The organism is Blautia sp. MCC269 (genome assembly GCF_018785655.1).
Taxonomy (GTDB): Bacteria; Bacillota; Clostridia; order Lachnospirales; family Lachnospiraceae; genus Blautia_A.
Map to the genome: position 1 here is coordinate 107,281 of NZ_WQQE01000039.1, position 22,421 is coordinate 129,701.

Here is a 22,421-nt window from a genome sequence, read left to right on the forward strand (position 1 = left end):
TGTCTGTCCGGAATATATTTTCCAGATATGGCAACCTTCTTTTTTGCAGGAAATTCAAAAATGGAATTTGTTATAGAAATTGTTAATATGACAACATTCTTGACATGTAATGGATACAATGATATCATTATTTAGATAATAGTCAAATTGTTGAAGGTAAAAGAAGATGTATGGTAAGAAATATAAATGATACTATCTAAGCTAATATTTTACACTGGGACTGTAGCTGTTTATGTGAATAGTATAGAGTCACAGTGTATTTTTATGACAATTATTAATTTTTATTGAATGTGGATAGAGTAGAATTGTTTTCGTTGGGAGAAAGTATGGGAAAAGTAAATTTAGATAATAAAAATATTTTGGTAACAGGAGCAGCTGGATTTATTGGTTCGAATCTCATAAAAAGGATTTACAGAGAAGTCCCATTGGCTAGTATAATTGGAATCGATAATATGAATGATTATTACGACGTGAGATTGAAGGAATTTCGTCTGAAAGAGTTATCTGAGTATAAAACATTTACTTTTGTTAAAGGTAATATTGCAGATAAGAAATTGATAGAGGAAATTTTTGAAAAATATAGACCATCCGTTGTAGTTAACCTTGCGGCACAGGCAGGGGTACGTTATTCGATAACTAATCCAGATGCATATATAGAATCAAATCTGATAGGTTTTTATAATATTCTTGAGGCCTGCCGTCATTCTTACGATGCAGGCAGAGAAGGTGTTGCACATTTTGTATATGCCAGTTCATCCAGCGTATATGGATCGAATAAAAAAGTTCCATATAGTACAGAGGATAAGGTTGACAATCCGGTAAGCCTTTATGCCGCTACAAAGAAAAGTGATGAGTTAATGGCACATGCATATGCTAAACTCTATAATATTCCATCTACAGGACTTAGATTCTTTACTGTTTATGGTCCTGCTGGTCGTCCGGATATGGCATATTTTGGATTTACGAATAAATTGAAAAATAATGAAAAAATCCGTATTTTCAATTATGGAAACTGCAAACGGGATTTTACTTATATTGATGATATTGTTGAAGGTGTAATCCGTGTTATGAAAAAAGCACCGGACAGAAAAACAGGAAAAGATGGACTACCTGTACCGCCGTACAGAGTTTATAATATTGGAAAGGGTACACCGGAAAATCTGCTGGATTTTGTGCAGATATTAAGCGAGGAATTAATTAGAGCCCAAATTCTTCCCAAAGATTATGATTTCGAAGCACATAAAGAACTGGTGCCGATGCAGCCGGGGGATGTGCCTATAACTTATGCAGATACCAGTGCGTTGGAAAAGGATTTTGAATATAAACCGGGTACAGACCTACGTAAAGGATTGCGGGAATTTGCAGAATGGTATGCGGATTTTTATAAGTAAGAAAGGCGGAATACGGAGTGAGAATATTATTAGTTAATTATCGATATTTTATTTCAGGTGGTCCTGAGAAATATATGTTTAACATAAAAACAATGCTTGAAAATCAGGGACATGAAGTTATTCCTTTTTCTATACATTCAAATAAAAATGTTGCAACAGAATATTCAAAATATTTTGTTGAACCGATTGGCGGCAGGGATGCAATTTATTTCGAGGAAGTAAAAAAAACACCGAGATCTATCTGGCAGATGCTTACACGGAGCATCTATTCGAAGGAAGTTGAAAAAGCGATAAAAAGAGAAATTGATGATGTAAAACCAGATCTGGTGTATATCATTCACTTTGTTAATAAACTTTCTCCCAGTGTAATCAGGGGGGCCAGGAAGAAAGGAATTCCGGTAGTTTTGAGACTATCCGATTATTTCCTTTTGTGTCCTCGATTTGATTTTATGTATGAAAAAAGAGTATGCGAGGAGTGTCTGACTAAAGGATATAGAAGCTGTATAAAGAAAAGATGTGTGAAAGGTTCACTGTTTGCATCTGTTGTAAGAGTTTTTTCTATGAAGTTCCACAAGCTGATTCATGTATATGATGGAGTTTATGCTTTTATAACACCGTCAGAATTTTTGAAACAGAAATTATCAGCAAATGGTTTTGAAGAAGAAAAGATCCACTGTATTCCTACTTTTACAGCGAGCAAAACCAAAGTGGGAGAACCTCAAATAGGTTCTTATGGTTTGTATTTTGGCCGTATTACAGAAGAAAAAGGTGTTGAAACCGTTGTCCAGGCCTATGAAAAGCTCCAGAAATATACAGTTAAAATTATGGGAGATGATACAACAGAGGAAGCAATACGTCTCAAAAGATATATAAAAGAACATAAAATTAAAAATATTGAATTTCTTGGATTTAAGAGCGGAGAAGAATTAGAAGATATTATCAAAGGTGCAAGATTTACATTAATTCCATCAATTTGGTATGATAATCTGCCCAACACAGCGTTGGAGTCATTTCAATATTCAAAGCCGGTTATCGCAAGCAACATAGGAAGTCTCCCGGAACTGGTTGTTGACGGGGAAAATGGCTATTTGTTTAAGCCTGCTGATGCAGAAGATCTTATTAAAAAAATAAAATTATTGGATGATGATACGGTAGTTGAAAAAATGGGAGCAGCCAGCAGAAGAAGACTGGAGAGCAGATTTTCGCCGGAAACACATTACGAGGCTTTGATGAAAGTTTTTTCGGAGGCTGTAAAAAATAATAAGTAAATTTTGATTGCTGAAAAGAAAGGATATTTGCTCCAATGAAAACAATTGCGTTTTTTGTACCTCAATATCATAGAATCCCGTTGAATGATAAATATTGGGGAAAAGGGTTTACGGAATGGGTCAATGTAAAAAATGCAAAACCACTTTTTGAAGGTCATGTTCAGCCCAAAATTCCTTTGAATAATAATTATTATGATCTATTAAAAAGAGAAACAAAAATCTGGCAGAAAGATTTGGCCCAAAAATATGGTATTTATGGATTTTGTTATTATCATTACTGGTTTAATGGCAAAATGCTCCTGGAAAAGCCATGTGAGCAGATTTTAGCTGACAAAGAAATAGATCTTCCATTTTGTTTTTGCTGGGCAAATGAGGCGTGGTCAATGGAGTGGACTGGAAAAAAGACGGTTATTATGCCTCAGTTTTACGGTGACAGAAAAGAATGGAAAGAACATTGGGATTATTTATTGCCTTTTCTCAGAGATGAAAGATATATAAAAGAAGATGGAAAACCGTTGATTGTCATCTATCGTCCAGAGTCGATCCCATGTCTTACGGAAATGCTTAAATATTGGAGGAAACTTGCAGAAGAGGAAGGTTTTCCAGGTCTGTATTTTGCAAGTCAGAGTGCAGAATTCAATTTGGATAAATCATTAGATCATAGCGAAATAGATTTTGAAATCGAATATGAGCCCCAGACATCGAGAAAAAAAATGGCTAATAAAAAGTTGGAGGGCTTAAAAGAAATTCGACGTAAATTTATGCGTTTTTGTGAAAGAAAATTTGGATGGGATCTACGCAGATATGGGCAGAGCACTTTTAATAAGATAGCTGGTTTAACGCGGCCGGATTACGATGCTACATGGAATAATATATTAACACGAAAGCCGGAAAATGAAAAATCTGTCCCCTGCGCTTTTGTGAACTGGGATAATAGTCCAAGATATCATGAAAGAGGTCAGGTTTACATAGGAGCGACACCACAGAAATTTAAAAAATATTTTTCAAAATTAGTGAAAAGGACCCGGGAAACTTACAAAAAAGATTTTATGTTTTTGTTTGCGTGGAATGAATGGGGAGAGGGAGGATATCTCGAACCAGATGAAGAAAATCAGTATGGATATCTGGAAGCTGTCAGAAGTGCACTTATAGAAAACGGAGAATTTCCGGATTGATCTATTTAGATCAGATTAAAAAATGTAAAAGGACAAGATATTGATGAAATCATTATTTAAAAATTCTTTATACAATATCATTTACAAACTTTTCATGATAATTTTTCCGCTTATTTCTTCAGCCTATGTCTCCAGAATTTTGTTACCAATGGGAGTCGGAAAAGTTGCGTATGCCCAAAATATTGCATCTTATTTTATTACAGCTGCGTCACTTGGTGTAGGTAACTATGGAATACGAGAAATCGGGAAAAAGCAGAAGAATAAAGAGGAATATTCGAAGACGGTTGTGGAATTGTTAATAATAACATTATTTTCTACACTTATTTGCTCTGCTTTTTATTATGGAATGGTATCTACTTTACCGTATTTTCAGAATAGTAAAATGCTTTATTATGTAGTTGGAATACAATTACTTCTGACTGCTGCTAATGTTGACTGGTTTTACCAGGGAATGGAAGAATATAAATATATTACTGTTAGAAGTTTAATAGTAAAAATTCTAACATTATTAGGTATTTTTGTATTTGTAAAGAAACAAGATGACACCATTGCGTATGCGCTCTTTAGCAGTATTGCTTTAGCTGGAAATAATATTATTAATGTTATTCATCTGAGAAAGTATTTGACTTTGGATGATGTGAAACATATAGAGCTTGCGAAACATATAAAACCATTGTTTATTTTGTTGTCAACAGGATTTGCTGTAGAATTATATACGAAGCTAGATACCACAACATTAGGAATAATGACATCAGAAGAATATGTGGGTTATTATAATTATGCAACAAAAATATCGTCAATTGTTGTTGGACTGGCCGCTTCAGTAAGTACAATTTTACTTCCGCGTTTCAGCTTATATAGAGAACAGAATAAAATGGAAGAGTTAAAAAAAACTATTGAAAATGCACAGGCAGGGCTTCTTTATTTATCAATACCTGCATGTGTTGGGCTAGCTTTGCTATCAAAATATATAATTATTTTTTTGTTTGGAGCTGATTTTTTGCCAGCAGTTTTAACGGTTCAGATTTTGACAATTTTAGTAGTTATTAAATCTATTGGTAATCTCTATGGGGTTCAGATTCTGGTTGCCTTTGGAAAAGAGAAAATACTTTTTTATACGACTGTTTTAGGTGCAATATCAAATATAATTATGAATCTAATACTGATACCGGCCTTTCGACAAAACGGTGCGGCAATTGCATCTGTAATAAGTGAATTTGTTGTATGTCTATATCAGTTTACGGCTGCACAGAAATTAGTGCATACAAAATTTGATAAGATGGATATTCTGAAGATTTTGTTGGCTTCTACAGGAATGGCAATTATCGTAATATTGGTAGAAACTGTATTAAAAAATGAGATTATAGTTATTATCTTGTCATGCATACTGGGAGTTTTATTTTACACAATAACAACAGTTATGATGAAGGTGAAAACAGCGGGAATGTTTGTGGGAATTTTAAAGTCACGCATAGGTTTAGAATAAATATGATGTAGGTGTACATTATTTCCAATTAACAGGAGAAATAATAAAATGAAAAATTCTAAAATAACAGTTTTATTTTGTTTTCATGATGGAAATAAAAATAATGGAGGAAATCGCTCGCTTATAGATGTCATAGATAATTTATTGGAAAAGAAAAATATAGAAATATTGGCAGCTTTTCCTGTAAAAGAAGGGTCTGCAATTGAATATCTGAAATCTAAAAATGTTTATATAGTTCCATTTTGCTATGGAAGATGGGATTATCATATGGAAGATTATACGCCTAAAAATTTATATATGATTCTAAAAACACTTAAAAGTTTTGCATATACATATGATTTTTTGTATCGAATAGACAGCGTAATAAATGAATTTCACATAAATTTGATATATACCAATACAATGGTGCTTCCGATTGGCATGCTGATAAAGAAAAAATATGGAATTCCAATGATCTGGCATATTCGGGAATTTGGTTACGAAGACCACAAACTTGGGATTATAGGTGGAGTAAATAGACTCTACAGGGGAATGAATACATATTCAGATAAAATTATAATGATTTCCAAGAGCCTGTTTGACAAATATTCAAAATATGTAAATCCAGAAAAAATGCAGGTAATATATGATGATATTTCTCCAGAATTCATTATAAACCAGCATCAGATTCTGCAGCCGAATACAAAATGTAATATTTTGATAGCCGGAACAATAAAACCTGGTAAAGGCCAAAAAGAAGCAATACAGGTAATTCAAAAAATAATAAAAAAGGGAAATCGCAATGTTCATTTGTATATTGCAGGAGAAAAGAGAGGAGAATATTATAAGGAAATACTGAAATATGTGCAAAGATATAAATTGGAAGAAAATATTCATTTTTTGGGTTATGTAACAGATATGAATTCTTTAAGGCGCCAAATGGATATTGCCCTTGTAGCTTCTTGCAGTGAAGCATTTGGAAGAGTTACCGTTGAAGCTATGCTGGCTGGAATGCTGGTAATAGGTGCTGATGTAGCCGGTACCAGTGAATTGATTTGTGATGGAGTAAATGGGATTTTATATGAAGCAGGTAATTTGGAGTCTTTAGAGAAAACGATAGAAACTGTAATTCATGATGCCGATAAAATGAGGAAAATAGCTCAGAATGGGCACATTACTGCGATTAATGACTACACCATAGGAAAATGTTCAGAAGAGATTTACAAGATTATGCAAGAACTGGTTGATGAAAAAAGTAACTTTCCGATCGAAACTATTTGACCAGATTATTGCAAGGGTCTATAATAAGGTATAAATATTCAGTATACTTCAAGGAGAACGAAATTCATGAGCAAGATTATTTTAACCGGCGACCGTCCGACGGGACGCCTTCATGTAGGTCATTATGTTGGATCACTGGCAGAGCGTGTGAAACTGCAGAATTCCGGCTTATATGACGAGATTTATATTATGATCGCAGACGCACAGGCGCTTACGGATAATGCAGAGCATCCGGAGAAAGTTCGCCAGAATATTCTTCAGGTAGCCCTGGATTACCTGGCATGTGGTCTTGATCCTGAGAAATCCAATATTTTCATTCAGTCCATGGTTCCGGAGCTGACAGAGCTGACTTTTTATTATATGAATCTGGTTACTGTAGCACGTGTGCAGCGTAATCCTACAGTTAAATCTGAGATTAAACAGCGTAATTTTGAAGCAAGTATTCCGGTAGGATTTTTCTGCTATCCAATCAGCCAGGCTGCAGATATCACAGCTTTCCGTGCAACGCATGTACCGGTAGGTGAAGATCAGCTTCCGATGCTTGAGCAGTGTAAGGAAATTGTTCATAAATTTAATACAGTTTATGGTGAGACACTGACTGAGCCGGAGATCGTTCTTTCTTCAAATAAGGCATGCTTACGTCTTCCAGGTATCGATGGAAAAGCAAAAATGAGCAAGTCTCTCGGAAACTGTATTTATCTGTCTGATGAAGCCGATGTAGTTAAGAAAAAGATTATGTCCATGTTTACCGATCCGAACCATCTTCGAGTACAGGATCCGGGACGTGTGGAAGGAAATCCGGTATTTATCTATCTGGATGCATTTAGCCGTCCGGAACATTTTGCGGAATTTCTTCCGGAATATCAGAATCTTGATGAGCTTAAGGCACACTATCAGAGAGGCGGCCTTGGCGATGTAAAAGTTAAGAAATTCCTGAATAATGTTATGCAGGCAGAGCTTGGACCGATCCGTGAGAGAAGAAAGATGTGGGAACAGCGCACCGCTGATGTGTTTGATATTCTGAAAGCTGGTACAGAAGTTGCCAGAGAAAAAGCGGCAGCAACCCTTCATGATGTTCGTTCTTCCATGCGTATCAATTATTTTGAAGATCAGGATTTCCTGAATCAGTAACAGTAAGATATTTCGAATCAACCCGGAGTTTCGTATTCCGGGTTGATTTTTTTTGAGAATTATGTTACTATTGCGTTCATATGGGAAACAGATGTTCAGTTGCTGTTTTCGGGAAGGAGCCGTTAATTTTGATTTCTTTTGTAAAAGGTACAGTAGCAGATATTGGCGAAAATTTCCTTATTATGGAAAATGGCGGACTTGGTTATGAGATCTATATGACAGGTCAGGATCTTGAGAAAGCGCACATTGGTGATGAGAAAAAAATACATACATTTCTTTATGTAAGGGAAGATATTCTTCAACTGTATGGCTTTTTTTCAAAAGATGATCTTGGCATGTTCAAATTGCTGATCGGGGTAAATGGAGTAGGACCGAAAGGCGCTTTGGGAATTCTTTCCGGAATCAGTGCGGATGAACTGCGTTTTGCGGTATTGTCCGATGATGTAAAGACAATATCCAAAGCTCCTGGAATCGGTAAAAAGACTGCACAGAAAATGATTCTGGAGTTGAAAGACAAACTGAAGCTGGAAGATGCGTTTGAGATGAAGCTTGCACATCAGCAGGAAGAAGTGGCAGCAGGAGCTTCTGATCTCAGAGATAGTCGTCAGGAAGCGGTGGAAGCCCTGGTTGCATTGGGATACAGTTCGGCAGATGCGTTGCGGGCAGTACGGAAAGTTCCTGAGGAAGTGCAGGCAGATGATGTGGAAGCGATTCTTCGGGCTGCACTGAAAAATTTTTAATGGGCATATGGCAAGGCGGAACGCAAATATCCGCGTTACATTAGGAACGGAGCATAATAAATGGAAAACAGGATCATTACAACAGACGTTACAGAAGAGGACTTTTCCCTGGAGGGAAACTTAAGGCCTCAGAGTCTGGAAGAGTATATTGGTCAGCAAAAAACAAAAGATACCCTGAAAATCTATATTGAGGCGGCGAAACAACGCCATGATTCTCTGGATCATGTATTGTTTTATGGACCTCCAGGTCTTGGAAAGACAACACTTTCCGCAATCATTGCCAATGAAATGGGAACACACATGAAAGTTACTTCCGGACCAGCTATTGAGAAACCGGGGGAAATGGCTGCAATTTTGAATAATCTTCAGGAAGGAGATGTACTGTTTGTGGACGAAATCCACAGACTGAACCGTCAGGTGGAGGAAGTTTTGTATCCGGCTATGGAGGATTTTGCCATTGATATTATGATTGGTAAGGGAGCGTCTGCCCGCTCGATCCGTCTGGATCTTCCGAAATTTACATTGGTTGGGGCGACTACCAGAGCTGGCCTTCTTTCAGCTCCCCTTCGTGATCGTTTTGGAGTAACACAGCGTCTGGAATTTTACAACAAAAAGGAACTTACCACCATTGTTCTGCGATCCGCACAGGTTCTGGGAGTAGAAATTGAACCAAATGGAGCGGCTGAAATTGCCAAGCGCTCCAGAGGAACACCAAGGCTTGCGAACCGCCTTCTGAAAAGGGTAAGAGATTTTGCCCAGGTTAAATACGATGGTGTGATTACCTATGAGGTTGCCTGTTTTGCGTTGGATCTTCTGGAGGTAGACCAGTATGGTCTTGATAAAACGGATCGCCGTATTCTGCAGACGCTGATTCTGAATTTTCAGGGTGGTCCGGTAGGACTGGAAACACTTGCGGCTTCTATTGGAGAGGATTCCGGAACATTGGAAGACGTGTATGAACCTTATCTTCTGCAGACCGGATTCCTGAACAGAACACCCCGTGGAAGGATGGCTTCTGTGCTTGCATATACCCATCTTGGATATCCCCGTCCTGATATATCGACAAAATAATAGAAAAACTTCTATACATTTTTATCGGAATCAGTTATAATGAAAGAAGTTGTGAGCTGTAAGGCTAGCAATATAGAGGAATGTTATTGTGGAAATGACCAGTAACAGATGAATTCAGGAGGCTTTACGAATGGCGGTAAAGAATACAGCACAGGTTGTTATCGATGGAAAGATTATTACTCTGGGCGGATATGAATCTGAGGAGTACTTTCAGAAGGTCGCAGCTTATATGAATAATAAGATCAGTGAACTGAGCCAGATGCCGGGATATTCCAGACAGGCCATGGAAACCAAGCACACACTGCTCAGTCTGAATATTACAGATGATTATTTTAAAGCGAAAAAACAGGCGGAGATTTTTGAACAGGATCTACAGCAGAAAGACCAGGAGATGTATGATCTGAAACATGAACTGATTTCTCTGAAAATGCAGATTGAAGAGGCAAAGAAAGCAGAACAGGAAGCTCAGGATCAGAAGAATCTTCTGGATGGCAAGGTGAAAGAACTGGAAAAAGAGCTTGACGAATTGCTCAAATAAGAATGGGGGGATTGCTTCGGTAATCCTCTTTTGTTTTCTTGAATGCTTTACGGGACAGAATTGGATTAAAAGACAGGAAATGGGGGAATATTTTGAAAAAGATGATAACAGAATTGCTTTCACCAGCAGGTTCTTATGAGAGTTTTGAAGCGGCCATAGGAGCTGGTGCAGATGCAGTGTATGTAGGAGGCCCGGCTTTTGGAGCAAGGGCTTATGCACAGAATTTTTCTCAGGAAGAACTGGTAACAGCCATTGAAACGGCACATATCCATAACCGGAAATTGTATCTTACAGTTAATACATTACTGAAAAATAGAGAACTGGAAGGTCAGCTTTTTGAGTATCTGGCACCATACTACGAAGCAGGGCTTGATGCAGTAATTGTACAGGATATGGGAGTGTTTTCTTTTATCCGTCGGAACTTTCCGGATCTGGATATTCACGCAAGTACACAGATGACTGTCACAGGCCCGGAAGGTATGAAATTCCTGGAAGAAAAAGGGGCGACCCGTGTGGTTCCGGCAAGGGAACTTTCGCTGGAAGAAATTGCAGCTATGCATCGGATAAGCCCGCTGGAAATTGAAACATTTATTCATGGAGCACTCTGTTACAGTTATTCCGGTCAGTGTCTGATGAGCAGTATCTTTGGCGGCCGAAGTGGAAACCGTGGAAGATGTGCACAGCCCTGCAGGCTTCCTTACAGCGGAACATATGATCACAGAAAATACAAAGGGGATAAAAATTTCTGTGCATTAAGCCTGAAAGATATTTGTACACTGGATATTCTTCCGGATATTCTGGAAGCAGGTGTGATGTCACTGAAAATTGAAGGCCGTATGAAACAGCCAGGTTATACCGCGGGTGTTACAGCCATGTATCGAAAATATCTGGACCTTTATCTGAGTGGAAAGAAATATTCTGTTCAGCAGGAAGACCGGAAATATCTTCTTGATCTTTTCAGCAGGGGAGGATCCTGCACCGGATATTATGATATGTATCGTGGCCCTGAGATGATGGCTTTTGCAAATGAGAAGAAATCTGGCAATATTCAGCCGGAGATCAGAAAAATAAAAGAAAAAATTCATGGGAATTTAATACTTTCTCCGGAAAGTCCTGTTATACTGGAAATAACCTGCAGGGATAAAACGGTGACAGCCATGGGCGGTGAAGTTCAGTTCGCGAAGAATCAGCCCATGGAGGAAACAAGAATCCGCCAGCAAATGGAAAAGCTTGGAAACACAGAATTTCAATGGGAGAGCCTGAAGATTGAAACAAATGGAAGAATTTTTGTTCCGGTAAAAGTTCTCAATGAAGTGCGTAGAGATGCACTGGAACAGATGAGAGAAAAACTGTCCGGATGCAGTAGAAGAAACTGTCCGGAAAAACAGACAGAAGAGCATAAAAAGAGCCATGTCTGTTCAGGATCTGAAATAAAAGAATGCCCGCTGTATGTGTCCTGTGAACGCGAAGATGTTGCGGAAGTATTTCTGAAAGAAAAGGGAATTACAGGTTTTTATTTTCCATTTGATATCATGAAGAAGTATTTTTCGCCGGAGCTTGCAAAACAGAAGGAATTATATCTTTCCACGCCACATATTCATCGAGGTCCGATTCCGGAAGAATGGGTTCAGGCAGCAGAGAGCTGGATGAGTCAGGGAATGAAGGGATTTCTGGTAAGAAATCTGGAGTCCTATGCCGCATTAAAAAAACTCGGGTACGAAGAAAAATGTGTACTGGATGCATCTATGTATACATGGAATAATCAGGCAATAGATTTCTGGAAAGAAGAAGGAATTCTTCGAAACGCGGTTCCTCTTGAACTGAATGAAGGAGAACTAAAGCATCGGGATAATACTTCCTCGGAACTTCTTCTGTACGGGTATATTCCACTGATGGTTTCCGCGCAGTGTGTGAGAAAGAATCTTTTCGGATGTACCGGGAAATGTGAAACGGTCTATCTGAAAGATCGCTATAACAGTGAATTTCCGGTAAAGTGTTGCTGTATCCCCTGGGGAAAAATTGACCCGACGAAGGCGAAATACTGTTATAATATTATATATAACAGCATTCCCTATGGACTTACAGGTGAAAAAGAACGTGTGGAAAAATTAAATCTTCAGTCTTTAAGGCTGGCATTTACCGTTGAAGCACCAACGGAAGCAAAAGCGGTTCTGGAAGAGTTTAGAAATATTTATCAGGGAAATGGAAAACCTTCCGGACGTAAATATACAAAAGGCCATTTTAAAAGAGGAGCCGAGTAAAAGTGTATGATTAACGTAATTACAGAATTATCCAAATATGTGATCCTCACGCTGATGATTGTCTATACCTTTCACTGCTTTTATATGGTATGGCGACAGGATGAGGAAGAAAAAAAAGAACTGCTTCATCAACAGCTGACTATGATTTTCTTTATTGATTTTACAGCATTTCTTGTGATCTATCTGAAGAGCATGGATTTTAAAGTCATTCTGTTTTATATTGAAATGATGTTCTTTTTTGCGACAATTCAGATTTTGTATCGGATTATCTATCGGGATGCATCGTTACTTCTTCTGAATAATATGTGCATGCTTCTGAGTGTGGGATTTATTATGCTGTGCAGACTATCCCTTCCATCTGCAAACAAGCAGCTTCTGATTGTGGCAGCAGGAAGTGCAGTATCACTTGTGATTCCCGTGATGATTCGGAAAATGAAGTTTCTGAAAGATCTTACGTGGATTTATGCAGGAATCGGTATTGTTTTGCTGGCAGCAGTTCTTGTTCTGGCAAGAACAAGTTATGGTGCAAAGCTTTCCCTTATGGGAATTCAGCCATCAGAAGTAATCAAAATTACCTTTGTATTTTTTATGGCATCGCTTCTCAGTACGAGGGTGGATTTCCGAAAAGTCGTACTGGCCACAGTTGTTGCGGTGATTCATGTAGGAATTCTGGTTCTTTCCAGAGATCTGGGAAGTGCCGTAATCTTTTTTGTTACCTATCTTGTGCTGATTTATGTTGCAACCAGAAATCCGGGATATATGTTTCTGGGACTTGGCGGAGGCTGTGTAGGAGCTGTGATTGCATACCATCTTTTTGGACATGTCCGCCAGCGAGTCAGCGCATGGAAAGATCCAATGGCGGTTTATCAGAATGAAGGTTATCAGATTGTACAGTCATTATTTGCAATTGGAACCGGCGGATGGTTTGGAATGGGACTTTGCCAGGGATCTCCGGAAAAAATTCCGGTTGTAAAGAACGACTTTATTTTTAGCGCGATCTGTGAGGAACTGGGAGGGATTTTTGCGATCTGCCTTATTCTGGTGTGTACCAGCTTTTTCCTCATGATAGTTACCATTGCACTGAAAATCCGGAACCCGTTTTATAAGCTGATAGCACTGGGACTGGGAACAGAATATGCTTTTCAGGTATTTCTGACTATTGGTGGAGCAACCAAGTTTATTCCGATGACAGGTGTTACTCTTCCTCTGGTAAGTTACGGAGGCAGTTCTGTTATGTGTACCATCCTGATGCTGGCAATTATTCAGGGACTTTATATTCTGAGGGAAGATGAGGACGAGGAAATTGAGACGCAGCGAAAAGAAACGTTTGAAAGAAGAGGAAAGAGAGCGACGCCTGAGAGAACGGGACGCCGCCAGGCTCCGTAGGAGGAAGAACCGACCGTTCACCTTTGTATCGGCATTCTTCATACTGATTTTTGTCAGTCTGATTGGGTATCTGATCTATTTTGATGCCATAAAAAGTGAAGATTTTATAAACAGTCCGTATAATACCAGACAGGATACATTTTCAGATCGGGTAGTCCGTGGAAGTATTCAGTCTTCGGATGGAGAAATTCTGGCACAGACCAATGTATACGAAGATGGTACGGAGGAACGGACGTATCCTTTTGCCAATATTTTTGCACATGCGGTCGGTTATGATACCAATGGTAAAAGTGGACTGGAATCAGAAGCGAATTTTCAGCTTCTGACTTCGCATTCTTTTTTTCTGGAACAGATGAAGAATGAATTTTTAGGGAAAAAGAATCAGGGAGATACGGTGATATCCAGTTTGAGTGCAGATCTTCAGACGACTGCCTATAATTCTCTGGGAGATCGAAGAGGTGCCGTAGTTGTGTTGGAACCGTCGACCGGAAGAATTCTTGCTATGGTGAGCAAGCCGGACTTTGATCCGAATACCATAGCACAGAACTGGGATAGCCTCGTTAATGACGAGAATAACAGTAGCCTTCTTAACCGTGCCACAAATGGAGCATATCCTCCTGGATCTACATTTAAAGTTGTCACAGCGCTGGATTATTTTCGGCAAAAAGGTTCCCTGGAAGGATATTCTTATCTGTGTCAGGGCAGTATTACAGTAGATGATCATACGATTCAGTGCTACAATGGCGCGGTTCATGGACAGGAAGATTTTTATTCGGCATTTGCCCATTCCTGTAACTGTGCATTTGCGGATATGGGGCTGAGCCTTGGCAACAGTTCTCTACGCAGTACGGCAGAAGATCTGCTTTTTAATAAAGCACTTCCCCTGAATTCCTATAAAACCAGCCGTTTTACGCTGGATAAAAATTCTCCGAATGCACTTGTGATGCAGACTTCTATTGGACAGGGCAATACGCTTGTATCACCTATGCACATGGCGCTGATTACAAGTGCCATTGCCAATGACGGTGTACTGATGAAACCAACCATGATTGATAAGATTGTGAATAATTCCGGAGATACCGTTAGGGAAACAGAAAAAACAGAGTATAAACGTTTAATGACAAGCAATGAGGCGAATATTCTCGGAAAGCTGATGAAGAACGTTGTTGAGAATGGTACAGCATCCGCACTGAATGGACGTGGATATACAGTTGCAGGAAAAACAGGTTCTGCAGAGTTTGATGAAAATGGCTCCAGTCATTCCTGGTTTATCGGATATTCGAATGTGGATGATCCGGATATTGCGGTTGCCGTAATTGTTGAGAATGGTGGAACCGGAAGTGAGGCAGCTGTTCCAATTGCTGGAGATATATTTGATGCATATTATTTTGATTAAGTTGCTAAAATTGAAACAGTATCTGCTTCTTGCCCCTTGCTTATAAGTGAAAAAAGAGGTATACTGTAGTCAGTGCAAAAGACACACGCATTACAGGAGGATTGCAATATGATAGAAGCAACAAGCTGTGGCGGTGTGGTAATTCATCGGGGTAAGATCCTGGCATTGTATAAATCCTACAGGAACCGTTATGAAGGATGGGTGCTTCCGAAAGGAACTGTAGAAAAAGGAGAGACTTTTGAACAGACTGCTTTACGTGAAGTGAAGGAAGAGGCAGGTGTCAGAGCTTCGATTGTGAAATATATCGGAAAGAGCCAGTATAATTTCACAGTTCCGGAGGACGTGGTAATGAAAGAGGTACACTGGTATCTCATGATAGCTGATAATTATCATAGCAAACCCCAGCGTGAGGAATATTTTGTAGATTCTGGATACTATAAGTTTCATGAGATTTATCATCTTCTTCGTTTTTCCAACGAGAAGCATATTGTGGAACAGGCATATCAGGAGTATCTGGAGATGCGGAGTGAAGGCGTCTGGGCGAAACAGCAAAAGTATTTTTAGCAACAGGACAGGGCTGTGTTTTTACGCAGCCCTGTTTGACATATGGAGGTGATCGCAGGGTGCTGAAATGGATGAAAAATTATTATATTGGAGACGGTGTAAAAAATCCAACCAGAGTGAGAGCACGGATCACTGCCGGAAAATGTGTTCCGGACATTTATATTGTTACATTATCAGACAATCCTGGAAACATTCTGGAAATCCTTCCTGCGGTTACACTGGTACAACGGGGAGCCAGGGCAATCTGTCCGTTGATTATTGGTATGGCCAAAGGAAAAGACGAGGCAATTCAGATGGTACGGGATGTCGTTGAGCAGGTTTATAAAGAAACCGGAGACTTTAAAATAAAAGAATATCTGAAGAACAGGTGAATGAATGCTGCACATATTATGGCTCATACTAAAAGTGATATTGATACTTCTGGGGATTGTTATCGGTCTGATACTTCTAGGCGCATTGCTCCTTTTATTTTGTCCTGTCAGATACCGAGGAAAGGTAAAAAAGGAACGGACAGAAGGGATCAGAGAGATAGAGGCTTTTGGAGAGATAAGCTGGTTGTTTCACGGGATTTCTGTCAAAGCATTTTGGCAGGGAGGAAGCCCTGAAACAGAAATTTATGTTTTGGGAATACCATTGTCGAAGCTGAAAGCGTTTAGAGACAGAAGAAAGAAAAAACCACAAACTTCATTAGAAAAGACAGAATTTCAGAATGCAGAAAAGAAAAGGGAATCTCCTGTAATTATAATAGAAGAGAATTCTTCGGTGGAATCTGAGGAAGGTACACAGCAGACGGATATCCCGGTCTGCCAGGAAGAGAAGCCAGACATGCCGAAAGAAGGGACGGAATATAATATCCAGGATTCAGTGGAAGAATCCAGTCGGATACCGCTGGCAGACGAAATAAAAAAAGATGAAAAAAAATCCCGGAAAAGTATTTCTGGCTTAATTTCGGGAATTGTGGAAAAAATAAAAAAAGCAGGAAGAGCACTCCGTAAACGGATTTGTAGTGTTATAGAATTTCCTGGAAAGATTCAGAAAAAGATCCGGAATTTCGCATTAACAATCAGAAAATTCTGTGATAAGATAAAAAGGTGGAGAGATTTTATAAATCATCCACGAACAAGAGCAGCGATTTCTCTTGTATGGAAAGATGCCAAAAAACTGCTGCGCCATATATTTCCTACCAAAGTTACAGGTATGATTACATTTGGATGCGAAGATCCTGCGGTTACAGGCACCGTGTTAGCTGTAATGGGAATGACGATACCTTTTCACAAGAATAAAGTAACCGTAAAACCTCTTTTTGACGGGGAAAACATTCTGGAAGGGGAGATTATGCTGAAAGGCCGGATATACGGCGTGATACTTTTAAAGACGGCAGTAGAACTTTATTTCAATAAAAATATCAAATACGTCATCCACAGGTGGAGACATAAGGAGGTAAAACATGGAGAAAGAGAATAATTTCAAGGATACCGTGAACTCATTGTTTAAAGGAATGGATGGTTTTGTATCTGCCAAAACTGTTGTAGGAGATGCTATTCATGTAGGTGATACGATTATCCTTCCTCTTGTCGATGTATCTTTCGGTGTAGGTGCCGGAGCCTTTGAGGGAGACAAGAAGAACAACGGAGGTGGGGGACTCGCCGGAAAAATGACTCCCTGTGCAGTACTTGTGATCCAGAATGGAACTACCAAACTTGTGAATGTGAAGAATCAGGATGGACTTACCAAGGTTCTGGATATGGTTCCGGATTTTGTAAATCGTTTTGTACCAGGTGCAGGCGGAGATGACGATACGGATAAGGAAGAATAGAAGTGTTTTTTAGCCGGTTTCGGAATGACATAAGATTTTGCGGCTGTAGACAGTACTTACTTTCGGTTCTGTGCATATACTGTAACAAGAAAAGAGAAATGGGCAGACAGGAGTGGGAAAGCTAACAGGTTTTATGCTGTTTTTTATCGGGGTTGGAATGGTTCTTGGAATTCTTATTACAGAAAATTTTATTGTGATTTCAATTGCAGTGATATGTCTGCTATGTGGATATCATATGTTTTGCAGATAAAGGGGAAGTGTGCGGTTAAGGCATGCCTCCCTTTTGTTTTGAATTTTTATAAAAAGGTAAAAAACAGCCCCCGCATTCTACGGGGGCATACGATACTACTTACGCTCTCTCAACTTTTCCGGATCTTAAACAAGAAGTACATACATACATTTTCTTTGCTCCGCCGGCAGTTGTTTTTACTCTGACGGATTTAACGTTAGATTTCCACATTTTGTTGGATCTTCTATGGGAATGACTCACATTGTTTCCGAAATGAGCTCCTTTATCGCAGATTGCACATTTAGCCATGAATAGCACCTCCTTTTATCAACAGTCACCATTTTAACAGATGAATTGCTCTTTTGCAAGCAAAAAAAGGAAATTTATCAAAAATTCTGCAAAGAGTTTTTTTATCACTGCTTTATATTGGAGAGAACCATGAAAATCATGGCGAAATTAAGCGTTGTGTTCTCGGAAAAAAAAGGTTATAATAGATTTATATAATTTAATTTTAAATGAAACAGTGGAGGTAACCATATGAATGGACGTATAGATTCCGGATTGGGTCAGATCGTAATTGATACGGATGTCATCGCAACCTATGCCGGCAGTGTGGCGGTAGAATGCTTTGGTATTATTGGAATGGCAGCTATCAGTATGAAGGATGGACTGGTTAAACTTTTACGTATTGACAGCCTGAAACATGGTATCAGTGTTAAGATTACCGATGATAATAAGATCCGACTGAATTTCCATGTCATCGTAGCATATGGCGTGAATATCAGTACTATTGCAGACAATCTTGTCAACAATGTAAAATATAAAGTCGAAGCCTTTACAGGAATGGAGATCGAAAAGATTAACATTATGGTTGAAGGCGTACGCGCTATAGATTAGTTTTAGAGGAGGAACTTGTGGTGAATAACAAAACCATAGATGCTAAAATACTTTCCAGAATGTTTCTGGCAGGAGCCAAGAATCTGGAAGCGAAGAAAGAATGGATTAATGAACTGAATGTGTTTCCCGTACCTGACGGGGATACGGGAACGAACATGACACTTACCATCATGTCTGCCGCTTCCGAAGTAGGTGCTCTTACAGATCCGGATATGGAAACGCTGGCGAAGGCTATTTCATCTGGTTCTCTTCGTGGAGCCAGAGGTAATTCCGGTGTTATTCTGTCACAGCTTCTGCGTGGTTTTACCAGAGGTGTACGTAAACTTAATGATCTGGATGCACCTGCTATCGCCGCAGCTATGGAGCGAGGTGTTGAAACAGCATATAAGGCAGTTATGAAGCCGAAGGAAGGAACGATCCTTACCGTTGCCAGAGCAGCAGCAGACAGAGCGGCAGAACTTGCAGATACAGCAGAGGATCTGGAATCATTTTTTGATGGGATTTTTCAGCATGCAGAGGAAACGCTTGCCAGAACTCCGGAAATGCTCCCGGTTCTGAAAGAAGCAGGTGTTGTGGATTCCGGCGGACAGGGACTTCTGGAGGTTTTTCGTGGAGCCATTGACGGATACCATGGGAAAGAGGTGGATTATTCCCAGTTCGAGGCATCTGCTGCTCCGAAAGTAACCAAGATTTCTCCGCAGGCTGAGGCTGATATTAAATTTGGATATTGTACAGAATTTATCATTCTTCTTGAGAAACCGCTTCCGCAGGAAGAAATCAACCGCTTCCGTGAATTCTTGGATTCGATTGGAGATTCCATTGTACTGGTAGCAGACGATGAAATTGTAAAGGTCCATGTACACACAAATCATCCGGGACAGGCATTTGAACGTGCACTCACATATGGACAGCTTTCCCGTATGAAAATTGACAATATGCGCGAGGAGCATCAGGAGAAACTGATCAAAGATGCAGAGAAACTTGCCAGAGAACAGGCCGAGAAGGAGAAAGAGCCACCGAAAGAAAACGGATTTATTTCTGTATCCGTAGGAGAGGGACTTTCTCAGATTTTCCGTGAACTTGGCGTAGATTACCTGATTGAAGGTGGTCAGACTATGAATCCAAGTACAGAAGATATGCTCAATGCCATTGAAAAAGTAAATGCAAAAACGATTTACATTTTCCCGAATAATAAAAATATCATTCTTGCAGCAAATCAGGCAAGAGATCTGACAGAAGACAAGGAAATTATTGTAGTGCCGACGAAGACGATTCCACAGGGAATTTCCGCAATGATCAGTTTTGTTCCTGAAAAGAATGGTGAGGAAAATCTTGCTTCTATGACAGAGGCGATTTCCAGAGTGAAAACCGGTCAGGTTACCTATGCCGTTCGTGATACCCGCATTGATGATAAAGAAATCCATGAGGGTGATATCATGGGAATCGGTGATGCAGGTATTCTTGCAGTAGGTAAGGAACGCCTTCAGGTAGCAGAAGATATGGTAGCGGAAATGATCGATGAGGAAGCAGAGATCATCAGTGTATACTATGGTGAAGATGTATCCGAAGCGGATGCGGAGGCACTTTCCGATGCGCTTGCGGAGAAATATCCGGAGTGTGAAGTTGAGTTGAACCAGGGTGGTCAGCCAATTTATTATTACCTGATTTCCGTAGAATAAAGAGTAGAAAAAATGAATGATAAAACACCTTTACGTGAATTAAAAGGCGTGGGTGATAAAACAGAGAAGCTTTTCCAGAAGATCGGAATTACGACAGTGGAGGAGCTTCTCCGTTATTATCCGCGAACTTACGATGTATATGAAGAGCCGGTTGAGATTGGGACGGCAGAGGAAGGAAAAACAGTTTCCATCCGTGCAACAATAACTGGCAGTCTCTATATTAATCAGGTACGTAATCTGCAGGTACTTTCTACAACCGTGGCGGATCAGAGCGGGCGTCTTCCAGTTGCCTGGTTTAATGCGCCGTATTTGCGAGGAAGTCTGAAAAAGGGCAGTGTATTTATTTTACGCGGAAAGATTATCCGCAAAAAAGGTCGTCTGCAGATGGAACATCCAGAAATTTTCACCCCTGCAGCGTATGAAGAGATTGTTCACAGTATGCAACCGGTGTATGCACTGACCAAAGGGCTTTCCAATAAGGCAATCACGAAGCTGGTTCATCAGGTTCTTGACACACGGCCTTTGAAAACCGAATATTTGCCAGAAGAGATCCGGGAACGTTATCAGCTGGCAGATGATAATTTTGCGGTACGTACTATACATTTTCCGAAAAATATGCAGGAACTGCTTACTGCGAGAAAAAGACTGGTGTTTGATGAGTTTCTTCTTTTTGTGCTGGCAGTGCAGCTTCTGAAAGAAAAAACAGAAGAGGCTTTGAATACTTTTCCCATGAAACCGGTATGGACGACGGAGGAAATCATAGAAGGTTTGCCCTATGAACTGACAAATGCTCAGAAAAATGTATGGCATGAGATTGAAAGAGATTTGAGCGGCCATAAGCTGATGTCACGGCTGGTACAGGGAGATGTCGGAAGTGGAAAAACGGTGATTGCATTTCTTGCGATGATACTTTCGGCAGAGAATGGTTTTCAAAGTGCTTTGATGGTGCCTACAGAAGTACTTGCGAATCAGCATTATGAGGGATTTCTGAATCTGATGGAAGAACAGAAGATTACTTCCTGTCGTCCTGTACTTCTAACCGGATCGACAACAGCGAAACAGAAACGGGAGATCTATCAGAAGATTGCAGACGGAGAAGTTAATATTATTATTGGAACCCATGCTCTGATTCAGGAAAAAGTAGAATATAAGAATCTTGGTCTTGTGATTACAGATGAACAGCACAGATTTGGTGTTCGGCAGAGAGAAGCACTGACAACCAGGGGGAATCCTCCACATGTTCTGGTTATGAGTGCGACACCAATTCCAAGAACGCTGGCAATTATTTTGTATGGAGATCTGGATATTTCCATTATCGATGAACTTCCTGCCAAACGTCTCCCGATCAAAAACTGTGTAGTAGGAACAGCCTATCGTCCGAAAGCGTATTCTTTTATAGAAAAACAAGTCCATGCAGGAAGGCAGGCTTATGTAATCTGCCCCATGGTTGAAGAAAGTGAAGGGCTGGATGCGGAAAATGTAACGGATTATGCAGAAAAACTCCGGGAAGCATTGCCGGAAGATATCCGTATAGAAATTCTGCATGGAAAGATGAAACCAAAAGAAAAAAATAAGATTATGGAATCTTTTGCGTCAGGAGAAATCCAGATCCTTGTATCCACAACCGTTGTAGAAGTCGGGGTCAATGTACCAAACGCGACGGTCATGATGGTGGAAAATGCAGAACGTTTTGGACTTGCTCAGCTTCATCAGCTTCGTGGGCGCGTAGGACGTGGGGAACATCAGTCATACTGTATTTTTATTCAGGGAAACAATGAAGAAGATACTTCCAAACGACTGAAAATTCTGAATGAATCCAATGACGGATTTTTTATTGCCGGAGAAGATTTGAAACTTCGTGGTCCGGGAGATCTTTTTGGAATTCGTCAAAGCGGACTGATGGAATTTAAGATTGGTGATATCTACAATGATGCCGGTATATTAAAAGATGCAAGTGAAACAGCAGGAGAAATTCTGGCATTGGATTTCGATCTGTGTCTGCCGCAACATGAACTTTTAAAAGCACGGTTACTTGATTATATGAGTGAAGATCTGGAAAATCTCGGTATCTGATCTTGCGTTAAGTCATGAAAAGTGATATCCTTAACTTCGAGAAAAGATTAACAAATCCCT

20 protein-coding genes are annotated in these 22,421 nt (G+C 39.7%); 19 read left to right on the forward strand and 1 reads right to left on the reverse strand.

Annotation, left to right across the window (positions count from 1 at the left end; all coding sequences use genetic code 11):
- Positions 1-326: 326 nt before the first annotated feature.
- From GPK88_RS13260 to GPK88_RS13335, 16 genes are all read left to right on the forward strand, one after another.
- Positions 327-1,391: an NAD-dependent epimerase/dehydratase family protein gene (locus GPK88_RS13260; RefSeq protein ID WP_148447922.1), complete on the forward strand. Its 1,065-nt coding sequence runs from the start codon at positions 327-329 to the stop codon at positions 1,389-1,391.
- A 17-nt stretch (positions 1,392-1,408) separates the two neighbouring features.
- Positions 1,409-2,659, forward strand: a complete 1,251-nt coding sequence (locus GPK88_RS19395; RefSeq protein WP_148447920.1) for a glycosyltransferase — start codon at positions 1,409-1,411, stop codon at positions 2,657-2,659.
- A 35-nt stretch (positions 2,660-2,694) separates the two neighbouring features.
- Positions 2,695-3,834: a glycosyltransferase WbsX family protein gene (locus GPK88_RS13270; RefSeq protein WP_148447917.1), complete on the forward strand. Its 1,140-nt coding sequence runs from the start codon at positions 2,695-2,697 to the stop codon at positions 3,832-3,834.
- A gap of 43 nt (positions 3,835-3,877) precedes the next feature.
- A complete protein-coding gene (locus tag GPK88_RS13275) occupies positions 3,878-5,320 on the forward strand; it encodes a flippase (protein WP_148447915.1) in 1,443 nt (480 codons plus the stop codon).
- Positions 5,321-5,368: 48 nt separating this feature from the next.
- Positions 5,369-6,580, forward strand: a complete 1,212-nt coding sequence (locus tag GPK88_RS13280; RefSeq protein ID WP_148447913.1) for a glycosyltransferase family 4 protein — start codon at positions 5,369-5,371, stop codon at positions 6,578-6,580.
- A gap of 66 nt (positions 6,581-6,646) precedes the next feature.
- Complete coding sequence (trpS, locus tag GPK88_RS13285; RefSeq protein ID WP_148447911.1) at positions 6,647-7,711, forward strand: tryptophan--tRNA ligase; 1,065 nt, start codon at positions 6,647-6,649, stop codon at positions 7,709-7,711.
- A gap of 128 nt (positions 7,712-7,839) precedes the next feature.
- Positions 7,840-8,451, forward strand: coding sequence for a Holliday junction branch migration protein RuvA (ruvA, locus tag GPK88_RS13290; RefSeq protein ID WP_148447909.1), 612 nt, complete (start codon positions 7,840-7,842; stop codon positions 8,449-8,451).
- Between the two features lie 60 nt (positions 8,452-8,511).
- Complete coding sequence (gene ruvB / locus GPK88_RS13295; protein ID WP_173761696.1) at positions 8,512-9,522, forward strand: Holliday junction branch migration DNA helicase RuvB; 1,011 nt, start codon at positions 8,512-8,514, stop codon at positions 9,520-9,522.
- A gap of 130 nt (positions 9,523-9,652) precedes the next feature.
- Positions 9,653-10,060, forward strand: coding sequence for a cell division protein ZapA (locus tag GPK88_RS13300; RefSeq protein WP_021976549.1), 408 nt, complete (start codon positions 9,653-9,655; stop codon positions 10,058-10,060).
- Positions 10,061-10,161: 101 nt separating this feature from the next.
- A complete protein-coding gene (locus GPK88_RS13305) occupies positions 10,162-12,321 on the forward strand; it encodes a peptidase U32 family protein (RefSeq protein ID WP_244092636.1) in 2,160 nt (719 codons plus the stop codon).
- A 6-nt stretch (positions 12,322-12,327) separates the two neighbouring features.
- Positions 12,328-13,707 carry an FtsW/RodA/SpoVE family cell cycle protein gene (locus GPK88_RS13310; RefSeq protein WP_148447903.1) on the forward strand — a complete coding sequence of 460 codons (1,380 nt, stop codon included), beginning with the start codon at positions 12,328-12,330 and terminating at the stop codon, positions 13,705-13,707.
- On the forward strand, positions 13,625-15,103 hold the full coding sequence (locus tag GPK88_RS13315; RefSeq protein ID WP_330384973.1) for a peptidoglycan D,D-transpeptidase FtsI family protein: 1,479 nt from the start codon (positions 13,625-13,627) through the stop codon (positions 15,101-15,103). The genes GPK88_RS13310 and GPK88_RS13315 overlap by 83 nt, the downstream gene beginning before the upstream one ends.
- Before the next feature lie 108 nt (positions 15,104-15,211).
- The gene (locus GPK88_RS13320; RefSeq protein WP_148447899.1) at positions 15,212-15,667 is read left to right on the forward strand and encodes an NUDIX hydrolase; all 456 of its coding nucleotides are present in this window, start codon (positions 15,212-15,214) and stop codon (positions 15,665-15,667) included.
- 71 nt (positions 15,668-15,738) lie between these two features.
- Positions 15,739-16,038 (forward strand): hypothetical protein, encoded by a 300-nt coding sequence (locus tag GPK88_RS13325; protein ID WP_180215088.1) that lies wholly within the window; start codon positions 15,739-15,741, stop codon positions 16,036-16,038.
- 250 nt (positions 16,039-16,288) lie between these two features.
- A complete protein-coding gene (locus GPK88_RS13330; RefSeq protein WP_215707865.1) occupies positions 16,289-17,131 on the forward strand; it encodes a DUF2953 domain-containing protein in 843 nt (280 codons plus the stop codon).
- Positions 17,115-17,483: a GerW family sporulation protein gene (locus GPK88_RS13335; protein ID WP_148447893.1), complete on the forward strand. Its 369-nt coding sequence runs from the start codon at positions 17,115-17,117 to the stop codon at positions 17,481-17,483. Before GPK88_RS13330 ends, GPK88_RS13335 begins: the two co-directional genes overlap by 17 nt.
- A gap of 349 nt (positions 17,484-17,832) precedes the next feature.
- On the opposite strand, the gene rpmB is transcribed toward GPK88_RS13335, so the two are convergent.
- Entirely contained in the window at positions 17,833-18,021 is a 189-nt protein-coding gene (rpmB, locus tag GPK88_RS13340) for a 50S ribosomal protein L28 (protein WP_015524898.1), read from the reverse strand.
- A gap of 228 nt (positions 18,022-18,249) precedes the next feature.
- Here rpmB and GPK88_RS13345 point away from each other — a divergent pair, with 228 nt between their 5' ends.
- From GPK88_RS13345 to recG, 3 genes are read left to right on the forward strand one after another with little or no spacing between them, the layout of a single operon-like run.
- Positions 18,250-18,609 carry an Asp23/Gls24 family envelope stress response protein gene (locus GPK88_RS13345; protein WP_015524900.1) on the forward strand — a complete coding sequence of 120 codons (360 nt, stop codon included), beginning with the start codon at positions 18,250-18,252 and terminating at the stop codon, positions 18,607-18,609.
- 20 nt (positions 18,610-18,629) lie between these two features.
- On the forward strand, positions 18,630-20,288 hold the full coding sequence (gene fakA / locus GPK88_RS13350) for a fatty acid kinase ATP-binding subunit FakA (RefSeq protein WP_148448050.1): 1,659 nt from the start codon (positions 18,630-18,632) through the stop codon (positions 20,286-20,288).
- 12 nt (positions 20,289-20,300) lie between these two features.
- Positions 20,301-22,361, forward strand: a complete 2,061-nt coding sequence (gene recG, locus GPK88_RS13355; protein WP_173761694.1) for an ATP-dependent DNA helicase RecG — start codon at positions 20,301-20,303, stop codon at positions 22,359-22,361.
- Positions 22,362-22,421: the final 60 nt, after the last annotated feature.